This is a genomic window from Rhizobium sp. AAP116 (genome assembly GCF_001295785.1).
Classification (GTDB): Bacteria; Pseudomonadota; Alphaproteobacteria; order Rhizobiales; family Rhizobiaceae; genus Allorhizobium.
The window spans coordinates 1-17,602 of record NZ_LJIB01000023.1 but is presented as its reverse complement, the minus strand read 5'-3'; the positions used below and the strand labels follow the sequence as shown (position 1 = coordinate 17,602).

Sequence of the window (17,602 nt, the reverse complement as noted above, 5' to 3'; positions counted from 1 at the left end):
GTTATGAACGAATTCGGCGAAGCGCATATAAATTATGCAAAGGCGGGCGCTCTTGCGCCTGCGCTCAAAGGGATCTGGAAAGTTCGAAAAATATGAATTCAGAGGTGCTGGGCAATCTTCGGCTGCAGGGGCAGGAAGGGCACTTCGAACAGATCCTCCCGTTCGAAGCGGCTCCCGGTCTTGGTCAGACGGACCATGACGCAGCGCTCCTCGTCCAGCATGATCGGTGCGAGCAGCATGCCGCCGGACACGAGTTGTTCGGCAAAGAATCGGGGCATGACGGGATAGGCCGCCGTGGACACGATGCGGTCGAAGGTCCCCTCGCCCGGCAGCCCGTTCGAGCCGTCGACCTGGCGCAGGATAACGTTACGAAGCGCAAGCCGCTCCAATCGACCCTGGGCGCTCGCAATCAGGGTCTTGTATCGTTCGATCGAGATCACCCGCTCGGCGAGCCGCCCGAGAACGGCGGTCGCGAAGCCACTGCCGGTGCCGATCTCAAGCACCCGATGTCCTGGCTTCACCTGCAGCATGGAAAGCAGTCGAACGGCGAGATCCGCGCCCTCCATGAACTGCCCGCATTCGATCGGGATGGAGCGGCTGGAATAGGCGCTCTGGGCGTATTCGGGCGGAACGAAGCTCGAGCGATGCGTCTGCTCAACGGCCGTCAGCAGGTCGAGATCGGTGATGCCTTCGGCCCTGAGCCGCAGGACCAGAGCCGCAAAGCCCTCGCGCTCGACCAGGGCAGATCTCACACTGCATCCCCATCGGCGAGTGCTGCCGCAACCATGTCCTGCACTGCATAGTCGGTCATGTCGAGCTTCAGCGGCGTCACGGAAATCTTCTTCTCGCGCAGCGCATGAATGTCGGTTCCGGCGCGGAAGTTGCCCTTGCGGTCGCCGAATCGCAGCCAGAAATAAGGAAGGCTGCGCCCATCCTGACGCTCTTCCACCGAGAGGCCGAAGTCCAGCTTGCCCTGCGACGTGACATCAATGCCCTGCACCTCTTCCGGTTCACAATTCGGGAAGTTGAGATTGAGAAATGTGCCGGGTGGCAAATCGATCGTCGAAAGCTTCTTCAGAAGATCCGGCGCCAGGGCTTCTGCAACATGCCACGGGATCGGCGCACCCGCCTCGTAGCTATAGGCCTGGCTCAGCGCGAAAGACCTGACACCGTGCACTGTCCCTTCGATCGCACCGGCAACCGTTCCCGAATAGGTCACGTCGTCAGCCATGTTTGCGCCGGCATTGACGCCGGACAGGACGAGATCAGGCTTGCGGTCGAGCACCTTGCGGATCGCCATGATGACGCAATCGGTCGGCGTGCCACGCAGGGCAAACTTCTTGTCGTCGAGCTCGCGCAGACGCAAGGGTTCCGACAGCGTCAGCGAATGGGCAAGCCCGCTCTGGTCGGTCTCTGGCGCGACGATCCAGACATCGTCGGACAGGCTGCGGGCGATGCGCTCCAGGGATGCAAGGCCCGGAGCGTTAATACCGTCGTCATTCGTCAGCAGGATGCGCATGGCCACTCCGGTTGCGGCGTGATCAGGCCGCCTTCTCGATTTTCTTGATGCCGCCCATGTAGGGCAGCAGAACGTCAGGCACAGTGATCGAACCGTCCTCGTTCAGGTAGTTTTCCATGACGGCGATCAGGCAGCGGCCGACGGCCGTGCCAGAACCGTTCAGCGTGTGCACGAAGGTCGTGCCCTTGCCGTCCTTGTTGCGGTAACGCGCATTCATGCGTCGGCCCTGGAAATCGCCACAGACCGAGCAGGAGGAGATTTCGCGATAGGTGTTCTGGCCCGGCAGCCAGACCTCAAGGTCATAGGTCTTGCGGGCGCCGAAGCCCATGTCGCCGGTGCAAAGCGTCATGGTGCGGAAGTGCAGGCCAAGACGCTTCAGGACCTCTTCTGCGCAGGCCGTCATGCGCTCATGTTCGGCCATCGAGCTTTCGGCATCGGTGATCGAAACGAGTTCGCATTTCCAGAACTGGTGCTGACGCAGCATGCCGCGTGTGTCGCGACCGGCAGAGCCAGCCTCCGAACGGAAGGACGGTGTCAGTGCCGTGAAGCGCAGCGGCAGCTTTTCCTGGTCGAGGATTTCGCCCGAGACGAGGTTGGTCAGGGTGACCTCCGCCGTCGGGATCAGCCAGCGACCGTCGGTCGTCTTGAACAGGTCTTCCGCGAATTTCGGCAGCTGGCCGGTGCCATACATGGCGTCGTCGCGCACCATCAGCGGCGATGACACTTCGGTATAGCCGTGTTCGCTCGTGTGCAGATCGAGCATAAACTGGCCGAGGGCGCGCTCAAGCCGAGCGAGTTGGCTCGTCAGGACCGTGAAGCGGGCGCCCGAGAGTTTCGCGGCGCGCTCGAAATCCATGTAGCCGAGGTTCTCGCCAATCTCGTAGTGCTCGAGCGGCTTGTGGTTCCATGTCGGCTTTTCACCGACAACGCGAGCGACGACGTTGTCGTGCTCGTCCTTGCCAACGGGCACGTCATCATGGGGAATGTTCGGGATGCGCGACAGGGCGTCGTTGAGCTCAGCGGTAAGCTGGCGTTCTTCCTCTTCGGCTGCCGGCAGCGTGTCCTTGAGCGAAGCGACTTCCGCCTTCAGCTTCTCGGCGAGCTCCATGTCCTTCTGCGCCATGGCGGCGCCGATTTCCTTGGAGGCCGAGTTGCGGCGCGACTGCATGTCCTGCATCGCCTGGGCGACAGACCGGCGCTTCTGGTCGAGCGCGATCAGCGAGGCAGACAGCGGCTCAGCACCGCGCTTGGCGAGTGCGGCGTCGAGGGCCTCGGGGTTTTCACGGATCCACTTGATATCGAGCATCGTCGTTCCAGGTCTTGGTTCTCGACCGGGATCGGAGCTGGCCGGCGGCCACGTCCGGCCCCATGTCGGCATGGGTTAAATGCGGCGGGACCGCCCGGTCTGCCTCAGGCCTGCTCTTTAGAGCCAGCCTCGGCGAGTTCCGTGGCAGCGCGCTTCTTTTCGATGAGTCGCGCCGCATAGATCGCAACCTCGTAGAGAAGGATTGTCGGCAGTGCAAGACCGATCTGGGACAGCGGATCCGGCGGCGTCACGATGGCTGCGATGACGAAGGCAACGACGATGAAATACTTGCGCTTGTCGGCAAGCCACTGGCTCTCGAGGATGCCGACCCGCACCAGAAGACTGGTGACGACCGGCAACTGGAAGACGAGGCCGAAGGAGAAGATCAGGGTCATGATCAGCCCCAGATATTCCGAGACGCGCGGCAGAAGCGAGATTGCCACGCCTCCTTCTTCCGGCGCCTGCTGCATGGCGAGGAAGAACCACATCACCATAGGCGTGAAGACAAAATAGACGAGCGAGGCGCCGAGCAAAAAGAGGATCGGCGACGCCACCAGGAAGGGCAGGAAGGCTGCGCGCTCGTTCTTGTAGAGGCCCGGTGCCACGAACTTGTAGACCTGCGAGGCTATGACCGGAAAGGCAATGACCATGGCGCAGAAGGCGGCAACCTTCACCTGGGTGAAGAAGAATTCCTGCGGCGCCGTATAGATGAGTTCGGTCTTCGTTACGTCGAGCCCGGCCCAGTCCACTGCCCACTTATAGGGGACGACCAGCAGGTTGAAGAGCTGCTTGGCGAAGTAGAAGCAGACGAGGAAAGCGACGAAGAAGGCGCCGAGCGCCCACATCAGGCGCGAACGCAACTCGATCAGATGCTCAATCAACGGCTGGGGCTTGTCGTCCATATCGCCGCTCATGCGCGGTCCTCACTCTTGCTCTTGCGTGCCTTGGGCGCCGGCTTGGCCGTAGGTTCGGGAGCGGGCGCGGCCTTTGCCTTGGCAGAAGCAGCCCCAACAGTCGCCGGCTTCGGCTTCGCGGTTTTGGCGGCCGGGTTCGCTTCGACAGCGACGGGCACCGTCTTGGTCGACTTGGCAGGCGCCTTTATAGCAGCTGGCGCCTTGGCGGCCGGCTTGCGGGCTGCCGTCTTCTTTGCAACCACGGGCGTAGCTGCCGGTGCGGAGGTCGCCGGAGCCGTGGCCGCAACCGCAGGCGCCGCAGCGGCTGCTGCCGGCGCAGGTGCTGCTGTTGCGGCGGGTGCTGGCGACGCGGGCTGGGCGACTGCTGCCGGCGCAACAGGCTGCTGGACCACGGGCTTCAGCTCCTCGGGCGGTTCGCCAAGGCCGAGCGGCATCTCGGGCAGGATCGAATTGTCCTCGTAGCCGTTGTCCAAAGGCGCGGATTTTGGATCAAGACGCGTGGACCGCTCCAGGTCGGACTTGATCTCCTGCCCCATCTGCCGCAGCGGATTGAGCGTCTCGCGGATCGTGTTTGCCGGATTGAGTGACCGGATGTCGTTGACCGTATTCTTCAGGTCATCGAGCTCTGCCTCGCGCAGGGCCTCGTCGAACTGGGCGCGGAATTCGCCTGCAGTCTGACGCAGGCGCTTGGTCATCTTGCCAAAGGCCCGGATCATCGGCGGAAGGTCCTTCGGACCCACCACGACGATCAGGATGACCGCAATCACCAAAAGCTCGGTCCAGCCTATATCCAGCATGCAAACGGGCTCCTGATGCCACGCCATGGCGCCTCAAGACGGGCGCCGGTCTTCCAAGATTTCAACGAAGAACGGGCAGCTCAAGGAGCCGCCCGTCCGATCGGCTTCGGCCGATCACTTTACCTCGTCGGCCTTGTGGTCGACCGTCTTCGTCACGGTGGGCTGTGCGTTGGAGGCGGTCTGCTTCTCGCTCTCGTCCTCTTCGCTGATGCCCTTCTTGAAGCTCTTGATGCCCTTGGCAACGTCACCCATCAGTTCCGGGATCTTGCCGCGACCGAAGAGAAGCAGGACGATCGCCAGAACGATGATCCAGTGCCAAATGCTAAACGAACCCATGCCTGCCACTCCTTAGATTTTCGTTTCCCCGATGTAGGGGCTTTGCGGTGTCTTTTCAAACACCAAAATGTCCTTGGGCTCAACCGCAATCGTCACGTCGCGCGCACCCGCTGACAACATGTCGGCCCGAATCCGCGCTCGAACCGGCCGCTCTGTGCCGGGAACGGCAAGATCGAGCAGCTCGACGACGCCAAGGAAGCGCCGCGCAATGATGCGGGCCGGAATGGGACCACCGCTGTCGTGAACCGACAGTCCGGAGAGCCGCACGGCGACCTCAACCTCGGCGCCTTCGGCAATGTCTCCGGAATCGGCGGCCCCCAAGGGCGTCTCGACGCGACCGCCACGCACTCTCCCGGAGAATTCGTTGATCTCCGAGAAGAAGGCAGCCGCGAAAATGTCGTTGGGCCGGCGATAGAGATCGTCCGAGGTCCCAACCTGCACGAGCCGACCATTCTTCAGCAATGCAATCCTGTCGGCCATGCGCATGGCTTCCTCAGCGTCATGGGTGACGACGACGGCAGTCGCGCGGGTCTCACGAAGAATTGCGAGCGTGTCGGCCCGCACGGTGTCTTTCAGGCGCGAATCGAGGCCGGAAAAGGGCTCGTCCATCAAGAGCACGCTCGGCCGGGGTGCGAGCGCTCTCGCCAGTGCCACGCGCTGCTGCTCGCCGCCCGACAGGGCGTGCGGAAACTTCTCGGCATAATGCGCGAGGCCGACGCGCTCCAGCGCAACCATGGCTTCGGCCACAGCCTCTTTGCGTGGCAGTGCAGTGAGGCCGAAGCGGGCATTGTCGAGAACGCTCATGTGCGGGAATAGGGCAAAATCCTGAAACATCAGCCCGATGCCACGCTTCTCCGGCGGCAGAAAGGTTTGGGGACCGGCCACTTCGCGGTCGTTGATCAGAACCCGGCCTGCGGCCTGCGCCTCGATACCGGCAGCGATCCTGAGCAGTGTCGTCTTACCCGATCCGGAGGGACCCAGCAGGCAAAGCACTTCGCCCGGTTCGGCGGTCAGCGACACGCCACGGATCGTCTCCTTGCCGTGATAGCGATGCTGAATGTCCTCGAAGGTCAGGCGCGCGGCAAAGGTTACGCCCGCCGTGCGCTGGCCGTCTCCATGCTGGATCTTCGCTGGGTTCATTCTGCCGTCCGCGCGGCTCATCCCGGATCGTTGCGGATTTTTGGAGCCGCACGACCCGGCATCACCGGTCACCGTTGAAAAAGCTGACCCTATTCCTCTGCTTCACCGCCCGGAGTCAAGAGGCCGAGTTCCTCAAGGTCGAGCTGGGTAATCGGATCTTCCTCGTCGGTCAGATCGTCATGGGCCATGGGAAGCGGTATGTTGAAGTTGGCGGGGATGCGGCCAGACAGCAGCCCTGCCCCCTTCAATTCTTCGAGACCGGGCAAATCACGCAACTCTTCCAATCCGAAATGATCGAGGAAATCGCGGGTCGTGCCGAGCGTGACAGGACGGCCCGGCGAACGACGGCGACCGCGAAACCGCACCCAGCCGGCCTCCATCAGCACGTCGAGCGTGCCCTTGGAGGTCTGGACGCCTCTGATGTCCTCGATCTCGGCGCGCGTTACCGGCTGGTGATAGGCAATGATCGCAAGCACTTCGAGGGCGGCACGCGAGAGCTTCTTGACCTCCGCCTCGTCGTTGCGGATGGCAAAGGACAGGTCTGCGGCTGTGCGAAAGGCCCAGTGGTCGTCGACCTGCACGAGGTTCACCCCGCGCGCAGCATAGTCCTGCTTCAGCTGGTGGAGGATTTCGGGCGCTGAGATACCGCGCGGCAGACGCTCCTCGATAAAGCTTGTCGAGACGGGCTGGGCCGAGGCGAAGACGAGGGCTTCGGCGATCCTCAGCGCCTCGCGGCGATCGAGCTCGGCGCGCAGGGATGCGGAATGACCGCCCTCTCCCGGTTCCATTCCGTCCTCCGGCCCGAGATCGTCCACATCGGCCACGGCTTACTCCACCGCGTTGAGCGCCCCGGCCCTCGGGCCGCTGCGCATGTAGATCGGCTGAAAGGCACCGTCCTGGCGGAGTTCGAGGCGGCCCTCGCGCACCAGCTCAAGCGAGGCTGCGAAGGCACTGGCGATCGCGGTCACCCGTTCCTCCGGGCTCGGCAAGTAGCGCAGCAGGAAATGGTCGAGCGCCGTCCAATCGGAGATCTCGCCGATCATGCGGGTGAGAATGCCGCGCGCGTCCGAGAGTGACCAGACGCGCCGCTTCTCGATGGTCACCTGCGTGATCGCCTGGCGTTGACGCAGTGAGGCGTAGGCGGTCAACAGATCGTAGAGCGACGCCTCATAGGCACTCACCGCGCGCGAGGGCACATGCTCCGGCGCCCCGCGCGGGTGGACATCACGACCGAGACGATTGCGATTGATGAGGCGGCTTGCGGCCTCGCGCATCGCCTCTAGCCGCTTCAGGCGGAAGGCAAGCGTCTGGGCCATTTCCTCGCCCGAGGGACCATCGTCCTTCGGCTGCTGCGGGATCAGAAGACGCGACTTCAGATAGGCGAGCCAGGCGGCCATCACGAGATAATCGGCGGCAAGCTCGATGCGAATGCGCCGCGCGCTTTCAATGAAAAGCAGATATTGCTCCGCCAATGCCAGCACCGAGATGCGGGCGAGATCGACCTTCTGGTTTCGGGCGAGGAAGAGCAGCAGATCCAGCGGCCCTTCGAAGCCGGCGACATCGATCAGCAGCGCGGGGTCGCTTGCGGCCCTCTCCTCGGCCGTATCCTGCCAGAGGCTGTCCATCGGCGTCGGTGCCGGTGTCTCCCCTTGGGAAGTCCGATTCAAAACCGTCGGCTGGACGGGGCCACGCACCATCAGGCCACCGCCATCAGGTTGGCGAATTCGTCGCGAAGGGCCTGCTCGTCGGCAGCTTCCGGAACAACAAATGCCGCCTCGACTGCATCCGCCCGCTCCCGTGCCTTGCCGGAGAGCTGCGACACGGCTGCTGCAACGGCTTTCATCTCGTCCATATGGCCATGGCAATGCAGGACAACGTCAAGGGCCGCAGCGACACGCACCGCCCGCTCGCCGATCGTGCCCTTCAGTGCATTCATCGAGATATCGTCGGACATCAGCAGCCCCTCGAAGCCGATCGCCTTGCGCACGATTTCCTCGGTGACAATCTGGGAGGTCGAGGCGGGATGATCGGGGTCGATGTCGGTATACACGACATGGCAGCTCATGCCCATCAACTCGTGGGCCAGCGCCTTGAAGGGCACGAAATCATGGGCTTCGAGTTCAGCCCGCGGCACGGTCACAACAGGCAATTCGTGGTGGCTGTCGGCCATACCCCGACCGTGGCCAGGGATGTGCTTCATGACCGGCAGCACGCCGCCGGCCTTCAGGCCATCGGCTGCCGCCTGCCCCATCTTGGCAACGACATGCGGATCGTTGGAATAGGCCCTGTCGCCGATGACGTTGGAGGCACCGGCGATCGGCACATCGAGGACCGGAAGGCAGTCGACATTGATGCCGAGGCGATAGAGATCGAAGGCGTGCAGGCGCGACATCAGCCATGCGGCGCGCAGCCCCTTCTCAGCGTTCCGGTCATAGAGCGCACCGAGATCGGCGCCGGAGGGATAACGCGGTGCGATCGGCTCGCGGATACGCTGCACGCGCCCGCCTTCCTGGTCGATCAGCACCGGAACTTCGTGAACGCCACCGACCGTCTCGCGCATTTCGGCGACCAAATCCTTGACCTGCTCCGCCTCGCCGATGTTGCGCCCGAAGAGGATGAAACCCCAGGGCTGTTCATCACGATAGAAAGCCTTCTCGTCAGGGCTCAAGCGCTGGCCGAGGCAACCGAGGATCATGGCTTTGGCGGGGCGGGACTGTGTTGTCATGGCAAGACCATATCGAGAGGGAGAAGAAAGCGAAGGGCCCGGGAGTGAGCGCCAAGCCCTCATACACAAAAAAAGAGGCGGAACACGCGGTTCCGCCTCTCGAAGATTTGAAAATTGGGTCTGACCTCAGCGTGAAACGAGGCAGCTTCCGCCGGCGGCGCGATACTGCTCACAGAGCGCCACGGCGTCATCCTTGGAGCCCGCGACGACCCGCACGCGGTAGAAGGTGCCCTTGCCGGGAATGTCCGCCTGGCGGATTTCCCAGGGCTTGCCACCCAATACGCCGGCAAACTTGGTGGACAGGTTGCGATAGCTCTTCTGGGCGTCGGCCTCGGACGGCAGGGACGCGATCTGAACGCCGAAGCTGCCCGCCGGTGCTGCAGTGGCAGGAGCAGGCGTTGCCGCGGCCGGCGATGCGGCAGCAACCTCAGCCGGGGCTGCTGGCTGCGCCGGTGCCGTGGCAGCAGGAGCAGACGGACGAAGATTGCCCTGATCCGTTACGGTGCCGACGACGTTGACCGGCTGGTCGGCCGGGCGGGTCGTCGGGACCGGCGCACGCGATGCGGTTGTATCTGCGGGAGCCGCTACCGTCTCTGCCGTGACAGGCGTTGCGGCAGCCAGCTCAGCTGCAGCGGTCGTCGTGGCGGCAGGGGCAGTCGCCGACGCCGCAGCGTCGGTCGTACCACCCGGGGTCACGACGCGGGTATCGACGGTCCTCACAGTATCGGCGGCATTAGTGTTCGGGACGCTCGGCGGTGCAAGCACCGGAGCGTCGGCTACCGATTGCGACGAAGGCGCAGACGCCGTCTCGACCGGAGCCGGTGTCGGCTCGGCTGGGACTTCCTGAGCGACCAGCGTGCCGTCGGGGCGAACGATCATCGTGCGCACCTTGCGCGGCGTGATCGTCGCCGGGTCTTCGGCGGCGGCCTGCGGCAGCTGGCCATCGGGAAGCAGACGCGGATCCTCGGTTTCTCCGACCGGTGTCGCCAAGGCTTCGCTTCCACCATCCATCGGCAGCGTTTCCGGGATCAGGGTACGCTGGACGACATCGATCGGCTGCTCTTGCGACGAAATCAGGCTTGGCTGCGTGGGATCCTCGACCCCATTGCCGGCCACCCGATCGTAAACGGCCTTATCCTGGTTCGGGACGGACTTGCCGCCCGGGTCCTCGGGGACAATCTTGACCGGAGACTTGTCAGCAGCGATCACCTGCGGCTCGCCGCTGCTCAGCGTGCCGACTGCTCCGCTGCCGAGCCAGGCATAGAGGCCGCCTGCACCAGCGAGCAGCACGATCACGGCCGTGCCTGCCATCAAATACGGCTTGATGTGACGGAAACGGAAGCCCTGCCCCTCACCTGAAATGGTGATGTGGCCACGACTTTCAGGCTCCAGAGCCCCCGAGGAGGTCATCGAGCTGCGGAAATCTTCCTCCAATGCCTTCTCGAAGGCGTCGAAGTCATCCAGCGGTGCGGCAGGCGCCCGGGCGCCCGTTGCTGCGGCCGGTGCAACCTCTGCAGCAACACGGCTCACTGCGGCCGGGTTCGGCTGGCGTGCTGCCGGTACCACGGGCTGCTCGAACAAGGTTGCCAATTCCGCATCGATGTCGATGTCGTAATCTGGCTGGGGCGCCTGTGCAGGGCGTGCATCAGCCACCGGAACGTCCGGCACGTCCATGCCGCTCAGGGTTTCCAGCAGATCGTCCTGCTCGGAGATCTCGGACGGATCGAAGGCAAAGCTGTCGTCGACCGGCGTTGCAGGGCGCACGGGCGCGCTTGGCATGGCGGGCGCAACCACCTGGCTTTCAAAAGCCGGGCGAGCGACGGCCGCTGCGAAGGCGGAAGCCGAGACGGTTGGCGCGGCAACATAGGCAGGCGCCGAAGTGCTGGCGCCGTAGGAAGGTGCCGTGACAGCAGGCTCGACGCGGGCCGGTACGACAGCAGGGGCAGCGGCAGCCGCGAAAGCAGCAGCGCTGACGGCCGGTGCAGGCTGCGGCACAGATTTCTGAGGTGCGACGTCGAGCTCGGAAAGATCGAGCTCGATATCGTCAAGCTGCAGATCGAATTCCTGGTCATGGAAAGGATCGAATTCCTCGTCGGCAATCACAGGGGCCGCGCGTTGAACGACCGGCTCTGCGGCCTGGGGCGCAACGACAACATCCTCGTCGATCGCCAGTTCATCGAGAAAATCGAAGCTGAAATCGACGTCGTCGCGGTCCGCTACAGGCGCTGCCGGAATGGGCGCAGGTGCCGCAACCGTCGAGTTGGTACGCGGCTCCGACTGCACGGCGAAGCCTTCGAAATCAGCCGAAACGGCAGGAGCAACAACGGGCTCGATCCGCTGCGGAGCGGGAGTGCTTGTCGGAATGGGCTCTACCGGACCCGCAGCCCAGTCAAAGCTTGCCTTGCCGAAATCAAGCGCCATCGGCTCCTTCTCGACCGAAATCGACTGAACGCTCGGGGCATCGTAACCCTGCAGATCGAGTGCCGGAATTTCGCGTGGTGGCTCGACCGCGAGCTGCGGCTCCGGGCGACGGGCCGGCTGGGCCGAAAAATTGGCGAGCGGCAGCCGCAGACGCGGCGGCTCGACCTGAGCCGGCTGCGGCGGCGCGACCGGGCGCAGATCAGCATCGGCGACAGCGAATTCAAGCTCGTCGGCAAGATCGAACGTCACTTCCGGCTCGATTTGCGCAGCAGCGAAAGCCTCATCGACAGGCGCAAGCTCCTGGGCAACGGACACCGACACGTCGATATCCGATACAAAGACGTCTTCATAAGCCGAGACTGGCTCAGGATATTCGACCGGTTCGGGCGCATAGGCCGCCTGTGGCGCAGAATAGGAAACGATCGGCTCCGGCTCAAAACGCGGCTCTTCGCGGTACTGAACCACAGGAACGCTCTCGACAATGGCCGGACGCGCGACGACCGGCTCGGGCACAGACAGCGGCAGCGCATAGGACGGCGGCGCGGGCGAGGCCTCATAGCCCTCGAACTCGCGCATCAATTCGTCTTCGAGATTGAATTCGGCCGAGCGCATGTCGGGCGCCTGCGGAAGCGAGACAACCGGCTCACGCTTCAGCGGCTGATCGAACCCAACGATGCGGGCGAGTTCCGCCAACGGATCATCGTCCGCGAAACCGTCGCCCTGCGATCGAATGCTGTTTGCAGCCTGCTTCTGTACCATTACCTGTTCCACTCACTCACGCGACTCAACGCCTGCCAGCGCAATGTGGGGAATTGGTGACGATACTATCGCATTTCTACCGGAGCTTCGGTGCCAGTAATGGCCAGTCCCGACTTCAACACGGAGGCGACAGCATGCACCAGCCCAAGCCTGGCGATGGTTAATTCTCTATGTTTATCGTTAACAAAGCGTAATTCGGACGAATCCTTGCCCTTGTTCCAGTGAGTATGGAGCGAGCTTGCCAGATCATGCAGGTAAAATGCAAGTCGATGCGGCTCCTGCGACAGTGCGGCCGCCTCGATGATCCGGGGATATTCGGCAAGCTTGGCAATCAGGGCGAGTTCCGTCGGATCTTCGATCTGTCCCATTACGGCACCGGCAAGGTCGAGCTGCTCGATATCGAGATCGGGCAAGGCTTCCTTCGCCTGGCGCATTATCGACATGCACCGCGCATGGGCATACTGCACGTAGAAGACCGGATTGTCCTTCGACTGCTCGGTTACCTTGGCGAAGTCGAAATCGAGCGGTTCGGAGTTCTTCCGGTAGAGCATCATGAAGCGCACCGAATCGCGGCCGACTTCCTCGACCACTTCACGCAGCGTTACAAAGTCGCCCGAGCGCTTCGACATCTTCACCGGCTCGCCGTCACGATAGAGCTTGACCAGCTGGCAGAGCAGCACGGTCAGCTTCGACTTGCCTTCCGAGACCGCGCGGTTGACGGCTTCCAACCGCTTCACATAGCCGCCGTGGTCGGCACCGAGCACGTAGATCATCTCGGAGAAGCCGCGGTCGAACTTGTCCTTGAAGTAGGCGACGTCGGCGGCGAAGTAAGTGTAGGAGCCGTCAGACTTCATCAACGGACGGTCGATGTCGTCACCGACCTCGGTCGAGCGGAACAACGTCTGCTCGCGGTCTTCCCAGTCTTCCGGCAGTTGCCCCTTCGGCGGCGGGAGCGTGCCGCGATAGACATGGCCCTTGAAGGTCAGGTCGTTGATGGCGGTACGGATCTTGGCGGCACCATTGGCATGCAATGTGCGCTCAGAGAAGAAGATGTCGTGATGCACATTCAGCGTGGCGAGATCGTCGCGGATCATCACCATCATCGCATCGATGGCCTTTTCCTTGACGATGGCCAGCATGTCCTCTTCCGGCATGCCGTAAAGCTTGGTGCCGTATTCGTCGGCAAGCGCCTTGCCGACCGGCACGAGATAATCGCCCGGATAAAGCCCCGCCGGGATTTCGCCGATATCCTCACCGAGCGCCTCGCGATAGCGCAGGAAGGCCGAGCGGGCGAGCACGTCGATCTGTGCGCCGGCGTCGTTGATGTAGTATTCCTTGGTTACCTCATAGCCGGCAAAGCCAAGCAGGTTGGCGAGTGTGTCACCGACGACGGCGCCACGGCAGTGGCCGACATGCATCGGCCCGGTCGGATTGGCCGAAACATATTCGACATTGACCTTGTGGCCGGCACCGACGGTCGCGCGACCGAAATCGGTCCCCTGACGGATCATGGTCGCCAGCAGACGCTGCCAATAGGGCACCGACAGGCGGATGTTGATGAAGCCTGGACCGGCGACGCCGACGTCTGCGATGTCGGGATCCTGCTTCAGCTTTTCGCCGATCAGGTCGGCGAGCGCGCGCGGGTTCATGCCCATGCCCTTGGCGAGCACCATCGCGGCATTGGTCGCGGCATCGCCATGGCTCGGATCGCGCGGCGGCTCGACAACGATGCGGCTGAAGTCGAGGCTGTCGCGCTTCTCGCGCACCGCCTCGATCTCGTCGAGCGCTGCTTTGATCCGGATTTCGAAATCGGCGAAAAGGTTCATGGCGTGTCCCTGCGCGCCGGAGCTCAGTCCCGGCGTTCTCTAAAGAATTTCGTCGGGTGCCTATCGCAATTCAGGAGTCCGGTCAAACAGCTCGCGATGCGTTCGCACCGCATAGGTGTCGGTCATGCCGGCCAGATAGTCCCCGACATGGCGGGCCTTCTGGCCATCGTTGAGGCCCGAGATATGGTTCACCCAGAAGTGGCTCTTCATCAGCTTCGGGTCGTTCATATAGGCGTTGAAAAGATCGGTGACGATCTCAGCCGCCGCGGCCCGGATGCGCATGATGTCGGGGTGGCGGTAGATACGGCTGAACAACAGCTTCTTGATTGCCTTGTCGGTCTCGGCCATCTGATCGGAGAAGGTCGCGATCGTCATTGAGGCCGCCCTCACCTCCTCGACGCTCTGCGGTTGGACCGTCTTCAGCCGCTCCTGCGCCACGCTGATCACGTCCTCAACCATGCGGGTGATCTGCCGGCGCATGATCTCGTGGGTGAACCTGTCAGGATCGAGATGCGGATAACGGTCGCGCACCTCCTTCATCAGGCCGGCGAGAAAGGGCACATCCTCCAGCATATCGAAGGTCAGGTATCCCGAGCGCAGGCCATCGTCGATGTCATGGGTGTTATAGGCGATGTCGTCTGCAATCGCCGCGACCTGGGCTTCGAGCCCAGCAAAGCTCGCCAGTTCCAGATCATGGATCTCGCAGTAATCAAGGATCGGCTGCGGAACCGGGCCGCGGGTGCCCTGCCCGTCCTTCGTCAGCAGGGGCCCATTATGCTTGACGAGGCCTTCGAGCGCTTCCCAGGTGAGGTTCAGGCCGTCGAAATCGGCATAGCGCCGTTCGAGCTTCGTGACGATGCGCAGCGACTGGGCATTGTGGTCGAAGCCGCCATAGGGTTTCAGCACCTCGTGCAGCGCATCCTCGCCCGTATGCCCGAATGGCGTATGACCGAAGTCGTGAACCAGCGCCACACCTTCTGCCAGGTCCTCGTCGAGCTTCAGGGCGCGGGCGAGAGCACGGGCGATCTGGGCCACCTCGATCGTATGGGTAAGCCGGGTGCGGTAGTGGTCGCCATCCGGGCCGATGAAGACCTGGGTCTTGTGCTTGAGGCGGCGAAAGGCGGTCGTATGGACGATGCGGTCACGGTCGCGCTGGAATTCGGAGCGGGTGAGGCTTCCCCCTTCTTCGAAGAGACGGCCACGGCTCGCCCAGGGATTGGTCGCATAGACTGCCCGCTCTCCGGTCCCGAAACCCAATGCTGCTTGATCGATCGTCATGCGCGTGCCGCCTGCTCCCCATTGACGCAACTCGTGTGCCTTCATACCTATAGCGGACAAAGCCGCAAGGCGATGCAGGTTCCGAAGGGTCTTCGGGCCGTCTCGCCGGATCAAAAGTCGCGCAATTGCGTGACATTGTGGTGATTTGCGCCGAATAGAACCGTTTTCACCGGGCCTTGAACCCGGCAGGAGGCAGAATGAGCACCGAAACCGTTACCCTTTCCGAAGCCGCAGCGAAGCGAATCGCCGCAATCGTCGCAGCCGATGCCGACAAGCAGGCGCTGCGCGTGTCCGTCGAAGGCGGCGGCTGTTCCGGCTTTTCCTATAAGTTTGACCTGGACGGCCAGCCTGCTGGCGACGACATCGTGATCAGCCGTGACGGCGCCACGGTGCTGATCGACCCGATGTCGATCATCTACATGGCTGGCTCCGAGATCGACTTCGTCGACAACCTGCTCGGCCAGTCCTTCCAGATCAAGAACCCCAACGCGGTGGCGAGCTGCGGCTGCGGCACCAGCTTCTCCGTATGAGCATGATGAAAATAGCCACCTGGAACATCAACGGCGTCAAGGCGCGCATCGAGAACCTGTGCCAGTGGCTGAAGGATAGCCAACCGGATATTGCCTGCCTGCAGGAGATCAAGTCGGTCGACGAAGGGTTTCCGCGTGGAGAGATCGAGGCGCTTGGCTATCACGTCGAGACCCATGGTCAGAAGGGCTTCAACGGCGTGGCGCTCCTCTCGAAGATGAAGCCCGACGAAGTGAACCGCGGCCTGCCGGGTGACGAGACCGACGAGCAGGCGCGCTTCATCGAAGGCGTCTTCTCCGTCGAGGGCGGCGTCCTTCGTGTCGTCTCGCTCTATCTGCCCAACGGCAATCCGTCTGACGACCCGGTCAAATATCCCTATAAGCTCGCCTGGATGGCACGCCTTGAGGCCTTTGCGCGCGATCGCATGGCGCTCGAAGAGCCGCTGATCCTTGCCGGTGACTACAATGTCATCCCCGAGCCGCATGATGCCAAGGACCCGAGCCAGTGGGTCACGGATGCACTCTTTTTGCCGCAGACACGGGCGGCCTTCCGCCGCCTGGAAAACCTCGGCTTCGTTGACGCCGTTCGTGCGACCAATGACGAGACGCCGCTGTTTTCCTTCTGGGACTATCAGGCGGGCGCCTGGCAGAAGAACAATGGCATCCGCATCGACCACCTGATGCTTTCGCCCGAGGCGTCCGACCGGCTGCGTTCGACGGCGATCGAAAAACACGTGCGGGCCTGGGAAAAGCCATCCGACCACGTGCCGGTCGTCGGGCATTTCGCCTTCTGAGACCACGGCAAATCGCAGACACAGAAATGGGCGGCGAGGCGCCCATTTTCATATCCACCATCGGCCACAAGGGGTTCAGTCGCCCTGTTCGTAGACCTGCGGCGCAAGCGCCACCGCCACCCTGCGGTCGTCTTCGGTGGCGAGGGAAAACGCCCGCTCCTGCAATTCCTGCATCCAGGGACAATCCTTGGCGCTGCAACGATCCAGGGCTGCGGTCAGGAAAGCGAGCCCGCGCACCGTCTGGCCTTCTTCGAACAGTACATTGCCGAAGATCGACATGGCGCCGGCATGGCCGCTCTTGCGGGCCATGTTCAGCCACTTCTTGGCCTGCTGGACATTCACCCTGCCGCCCTCGCCCGCGAGGATCATGCGCGCCAGTTGAAACTGCGCTTCCGGTACACCAAAGGTCGATGCTACCTGGAAATAGATCTGCCGTGCCTGCGCGAGGTCCGCCTTTACGGGGCTGTCCGGGATCCCCTGCCGGTAATAGCGGGCAAGCGAAAGAAGCGCATTGACGAAGAAACCGGTATCCGCCGACCCCGGCTCAACACCCTGATTGGCGATCTCCGCATAGATCTTGAAGGCCTCGAAGTCGTTTTCGACGACGCCGTCGCCAGCCGCATACATGTTGGCCAGCGCCCAGCGCGAGCCGGTATGGCCCTTTTCCGCTGCGTAGCGATAGGCCTCAACCGCCTCTTCCTTCTGGCCCTTCTTGTAGGCATTGAAGCCGAACTTGAAGAGATCGAAGGGACCGGATTCCTTGTTCACGCCAGCATTCATATCGAATGCACGAGCGGACGGGCTCGAGGACAGCAGAAGAGCCGCCGTCAGAAGCATTGCCGAAGTCTTCCAGTCTCCGAGACGCATGGGTCCGCACAATTTCCAAGTCATGATGGACATCAGAAGCCTCGCCCCACGTGTGCGACGAGTTCACCTGCGCCCGATCCGAAGAATACATCCAACCGATGAATAGACGGTTCATGACCGATTGCCCGGTCGGAGCTTCCGTCATCGCTCCTTCTTGTTCTCGTCTGCATGGAAGAGAGACTAGACCCTATTTCCGGCAAGACCGGGGCGATCGATCGCGCCCGATCCATTTTCCCTTCGAGACAGTCTGGACGCTCCCCAAAAGCGACCGAAGTCATTGCTATCAGCACCGAATTTTCGCCCCAGAGGCTCATGTGAAACTCTTAACACCACGCCAGGAAACAGCCCCCGCCGTTCCACGCAACACCGGTGCTCTTCGTTTGTGGCGGGGAA

General features: G+C 62.7%; 16 protein-coding genes. 2 read left to right on the top strand and 14 right to left on the bottom strand.

The window, feature by feature from the left end; genetic code table 11:
• Positions 1 to 98 precede the first annotated feature (98 nt).
• The 13 genes from IP85_RS13235 to IP85_RS13175 all read right to left on the bottom strand — a co-directional run bounded on the left by IP85_RS13235 (position 99) and on the right by IP85_RS13175 (position 15,021).
• Complete coding sequence (locus tag IP85_RS13235; protein ID WP_054150151.1) at positions 99 to 752, bottom strand: protein-L-isoaspartate(D-aspartate) O-methyltransferase; 654 nt, start codon at positions 750 to 752, stop codon at positions 99 to 101.
• A complete protein-coding gene (gene surE, locus IP85_RS13230; RefSeq protein WP_054150150.1) occupies positions 749 to 1,519 on the bottom strand; it encodes a 5'/3'-nucleotidase SurE in 771 nt (256 codons plus the stop codon). The genes IP85_RS13235 and surE overlap by 4 nt, the downstream gene beginning before the upstream one ends.
• 22 nt (positions 1,520 to 1,541) lie before the next feature.
• Positions 1,542 to 2,825 carry a serine--tRNA ligase gene (gene serS / locus IP85_RS13225; protein ID WP_054150149.1) on the bottom strand — a complete coding sequence of 428 codons (1,284 nt, stop codon included), beginning with the start codon at positions 2,823 to 2,825 and terminating at the stop codon, positions 1,542 to 1,544.
• A 104-nt stretch (positions 2,826 to 2,929) separates the two neighbouring features.
• Positions 2,930 to 3,739: a twin-arginine translocase subunit TatC gene (tatC, locus tag IP85_RS13220; protein WP_054150148.1), complete on the bottom strand. Its 810-nt coding sequence runs from the start codon at positions 3,737 to 3,739 to the stop codon at positions 2,930 to 2,932.
• Positions 3,736 to 4,536, bottom strand: a complete 801-nt coding sequence (tatB, locus tag IP85_RS21955; RefSeq protein ID WP_082347684.1) for a Sec-independent protein translocase protein TatB — start codon at positions 4,534 to 4,536, stop codon at positions 3,736 to 3,738. Before tatB ends, tatC begins: the two co-directional genes overlap by 4 nt.
• Before the next feature lie 114 nt (positions 4,537 to 4,650).
• Positions 4,651 to 4,872 carry a twin-arginine translocase TatA/TatE family subunit gene (locus tag IP85_RS13210; RefSeq protein WP_054150147.1) on the bottom strand — a complete coding sequence of 74 codons (222 nt, stop codon included), beginning with the start codon at positions 4,870 to 4,872 and terminating at the stop codon, positions 4,651 to 4,653.
• A gap of 12 nt (positions 4,873 to 4,884) precedes the next feature.
• Positions 4,885 to 6,012 (bottom strand): ABC transporter ATP-binding protein, encoded by a 1,128-nt coding sequence (locus IP85_RS13205; protein WP_054150146.1) that lies wholly within the window; start codon positions 6,010 to 6,012, stop codon positions 4,885 to 4,887.
• A gap of 89 nt (positions 6,013 to 6,101) precedes the next feature.
• The gene (gene scpB / locus IP85_RS13200) at positions 6,102 to 6,800 is read right to left on the bottom strand and encodes an SMC-Scp complex subunit ScpB (protein WP_054150224.1); all 699 of its coding nucleotides are present in this window, start codon (positions 6,798 to 6,800) and stop codon (positions 6,102 to 6,104) included.
• Positions 6,801 to 6,839: 39 nt separating this feature from the next.
• A complete protein-coding gene (locus tag IP85_RS13195; protein WP_054150145.1) occupies positions 6,840 to 7,637 on the bottom strand; it encodes a ScpA family protein in 798 nt (265 codons plus the stop codon).
• A gap of 71 nt (positions 7,638 to 7,708) precedes the next feature.
• Positions 7,709 to 8,737: a beta-N-acetylhexosaminidase gene (gene nagZ, locus IP85_RS13190; RefSeq protein WP_054150144.1), complete on the bottom strand. Its 1,029-nt coding sequence runs from the start codon at positions 8,735 to 8,737 to the stop codon at positions 7,709 to 7,711.
• Positions 8,738 to 8,863: 126 nt separating this feature from the next.
• Positions 8,864 to 11,917, bottom strand: coding sequence for an SPOR domain-containing protein (locus tag IP85_RS13185; protein WP_054150143.1), 3,054 nt, complete (start codon positions 11,915 to 11,917; stop codon positions 8,864 to 8,866).
• A gap of 65 nt (positions 11,918 to 11,982) precedes the next feature.
• Positions 11,983 to 13,743, bottom strand: coding sequence for an arginine--tRNA ligase (gene argS / locus IP85_RS13180; RefSeq protein WP_054150142.1), 1,761 nt, complete (start codon positions 13,741 to 13,743; stop codon positions 11,983 to 11,985).
• 60 nt (positions 13,744 to 13,803) lie between these two features.
• Positions 13,804 to 15,021 (bottom strand): deoxyguanosinetriphosphate triphosphohydrolase, encoded by a 1,218-nt coding sequence (locus IP85_RS13175; RefSeq protein ID WP_054150141.1) that lies wholly within the window; start codon positions 15,019 to 15,021, stop codon positions 13,804 to 13,806.
• A gap of 197 nt (positions 15,022 to 15,218) precedes the next feature.
• Here IP85_RS13175 and erpA point away from each other — a divergent pair, with 197 nt between their 5' ends.
• Together erpA and xth are read left to right on the top strand one after the other, a co-directional pair.
• On the top strand, positions 15,219 to 15,551 hold the full coding sequence (gene erpA / locus IP85_RS13170) for an iron-sulfur cluster insertion protein ErpA (protein WP_054150140.1): 333 nt from the start codon (positions 15,219 to 15,221) through the stop codon (positions 15,549 to 15,551).
• Between the two features lie 5 nt (positions 15,552 to 15,556).
• Positions 15,557 to 16,342, top strand: a complete 786-nt coding sequence (gene xth / locus IP85_RS13165) for an exodeoxyribonuclease III (protein ID WP_054150223.1) — start codon at positions 15,557 to 15,559, stop codon at positions 16,340 to 16,342.
• 75 nt (positions 16,343 to 16,417) lie between these two features.
• On the opposite strand, the gene exoR is transcribed toward xth, so the two are convergent.
• The gene (gene exoR, locus IP85_RS13160) at positions 16,418 to 17,179 is read right to left on the bottom strand and encodes an exopolysaccharide production regulator ExoR (protein WP_236759355.1); all 762 of its coding nucleotides are present in this window, start codon (positions 17,177 to 17,179) and stop codon (positions 16,418 to 16,420) included.
• Positions 17,180 to 17,602 lie beyond the last annotated feature (423 nt).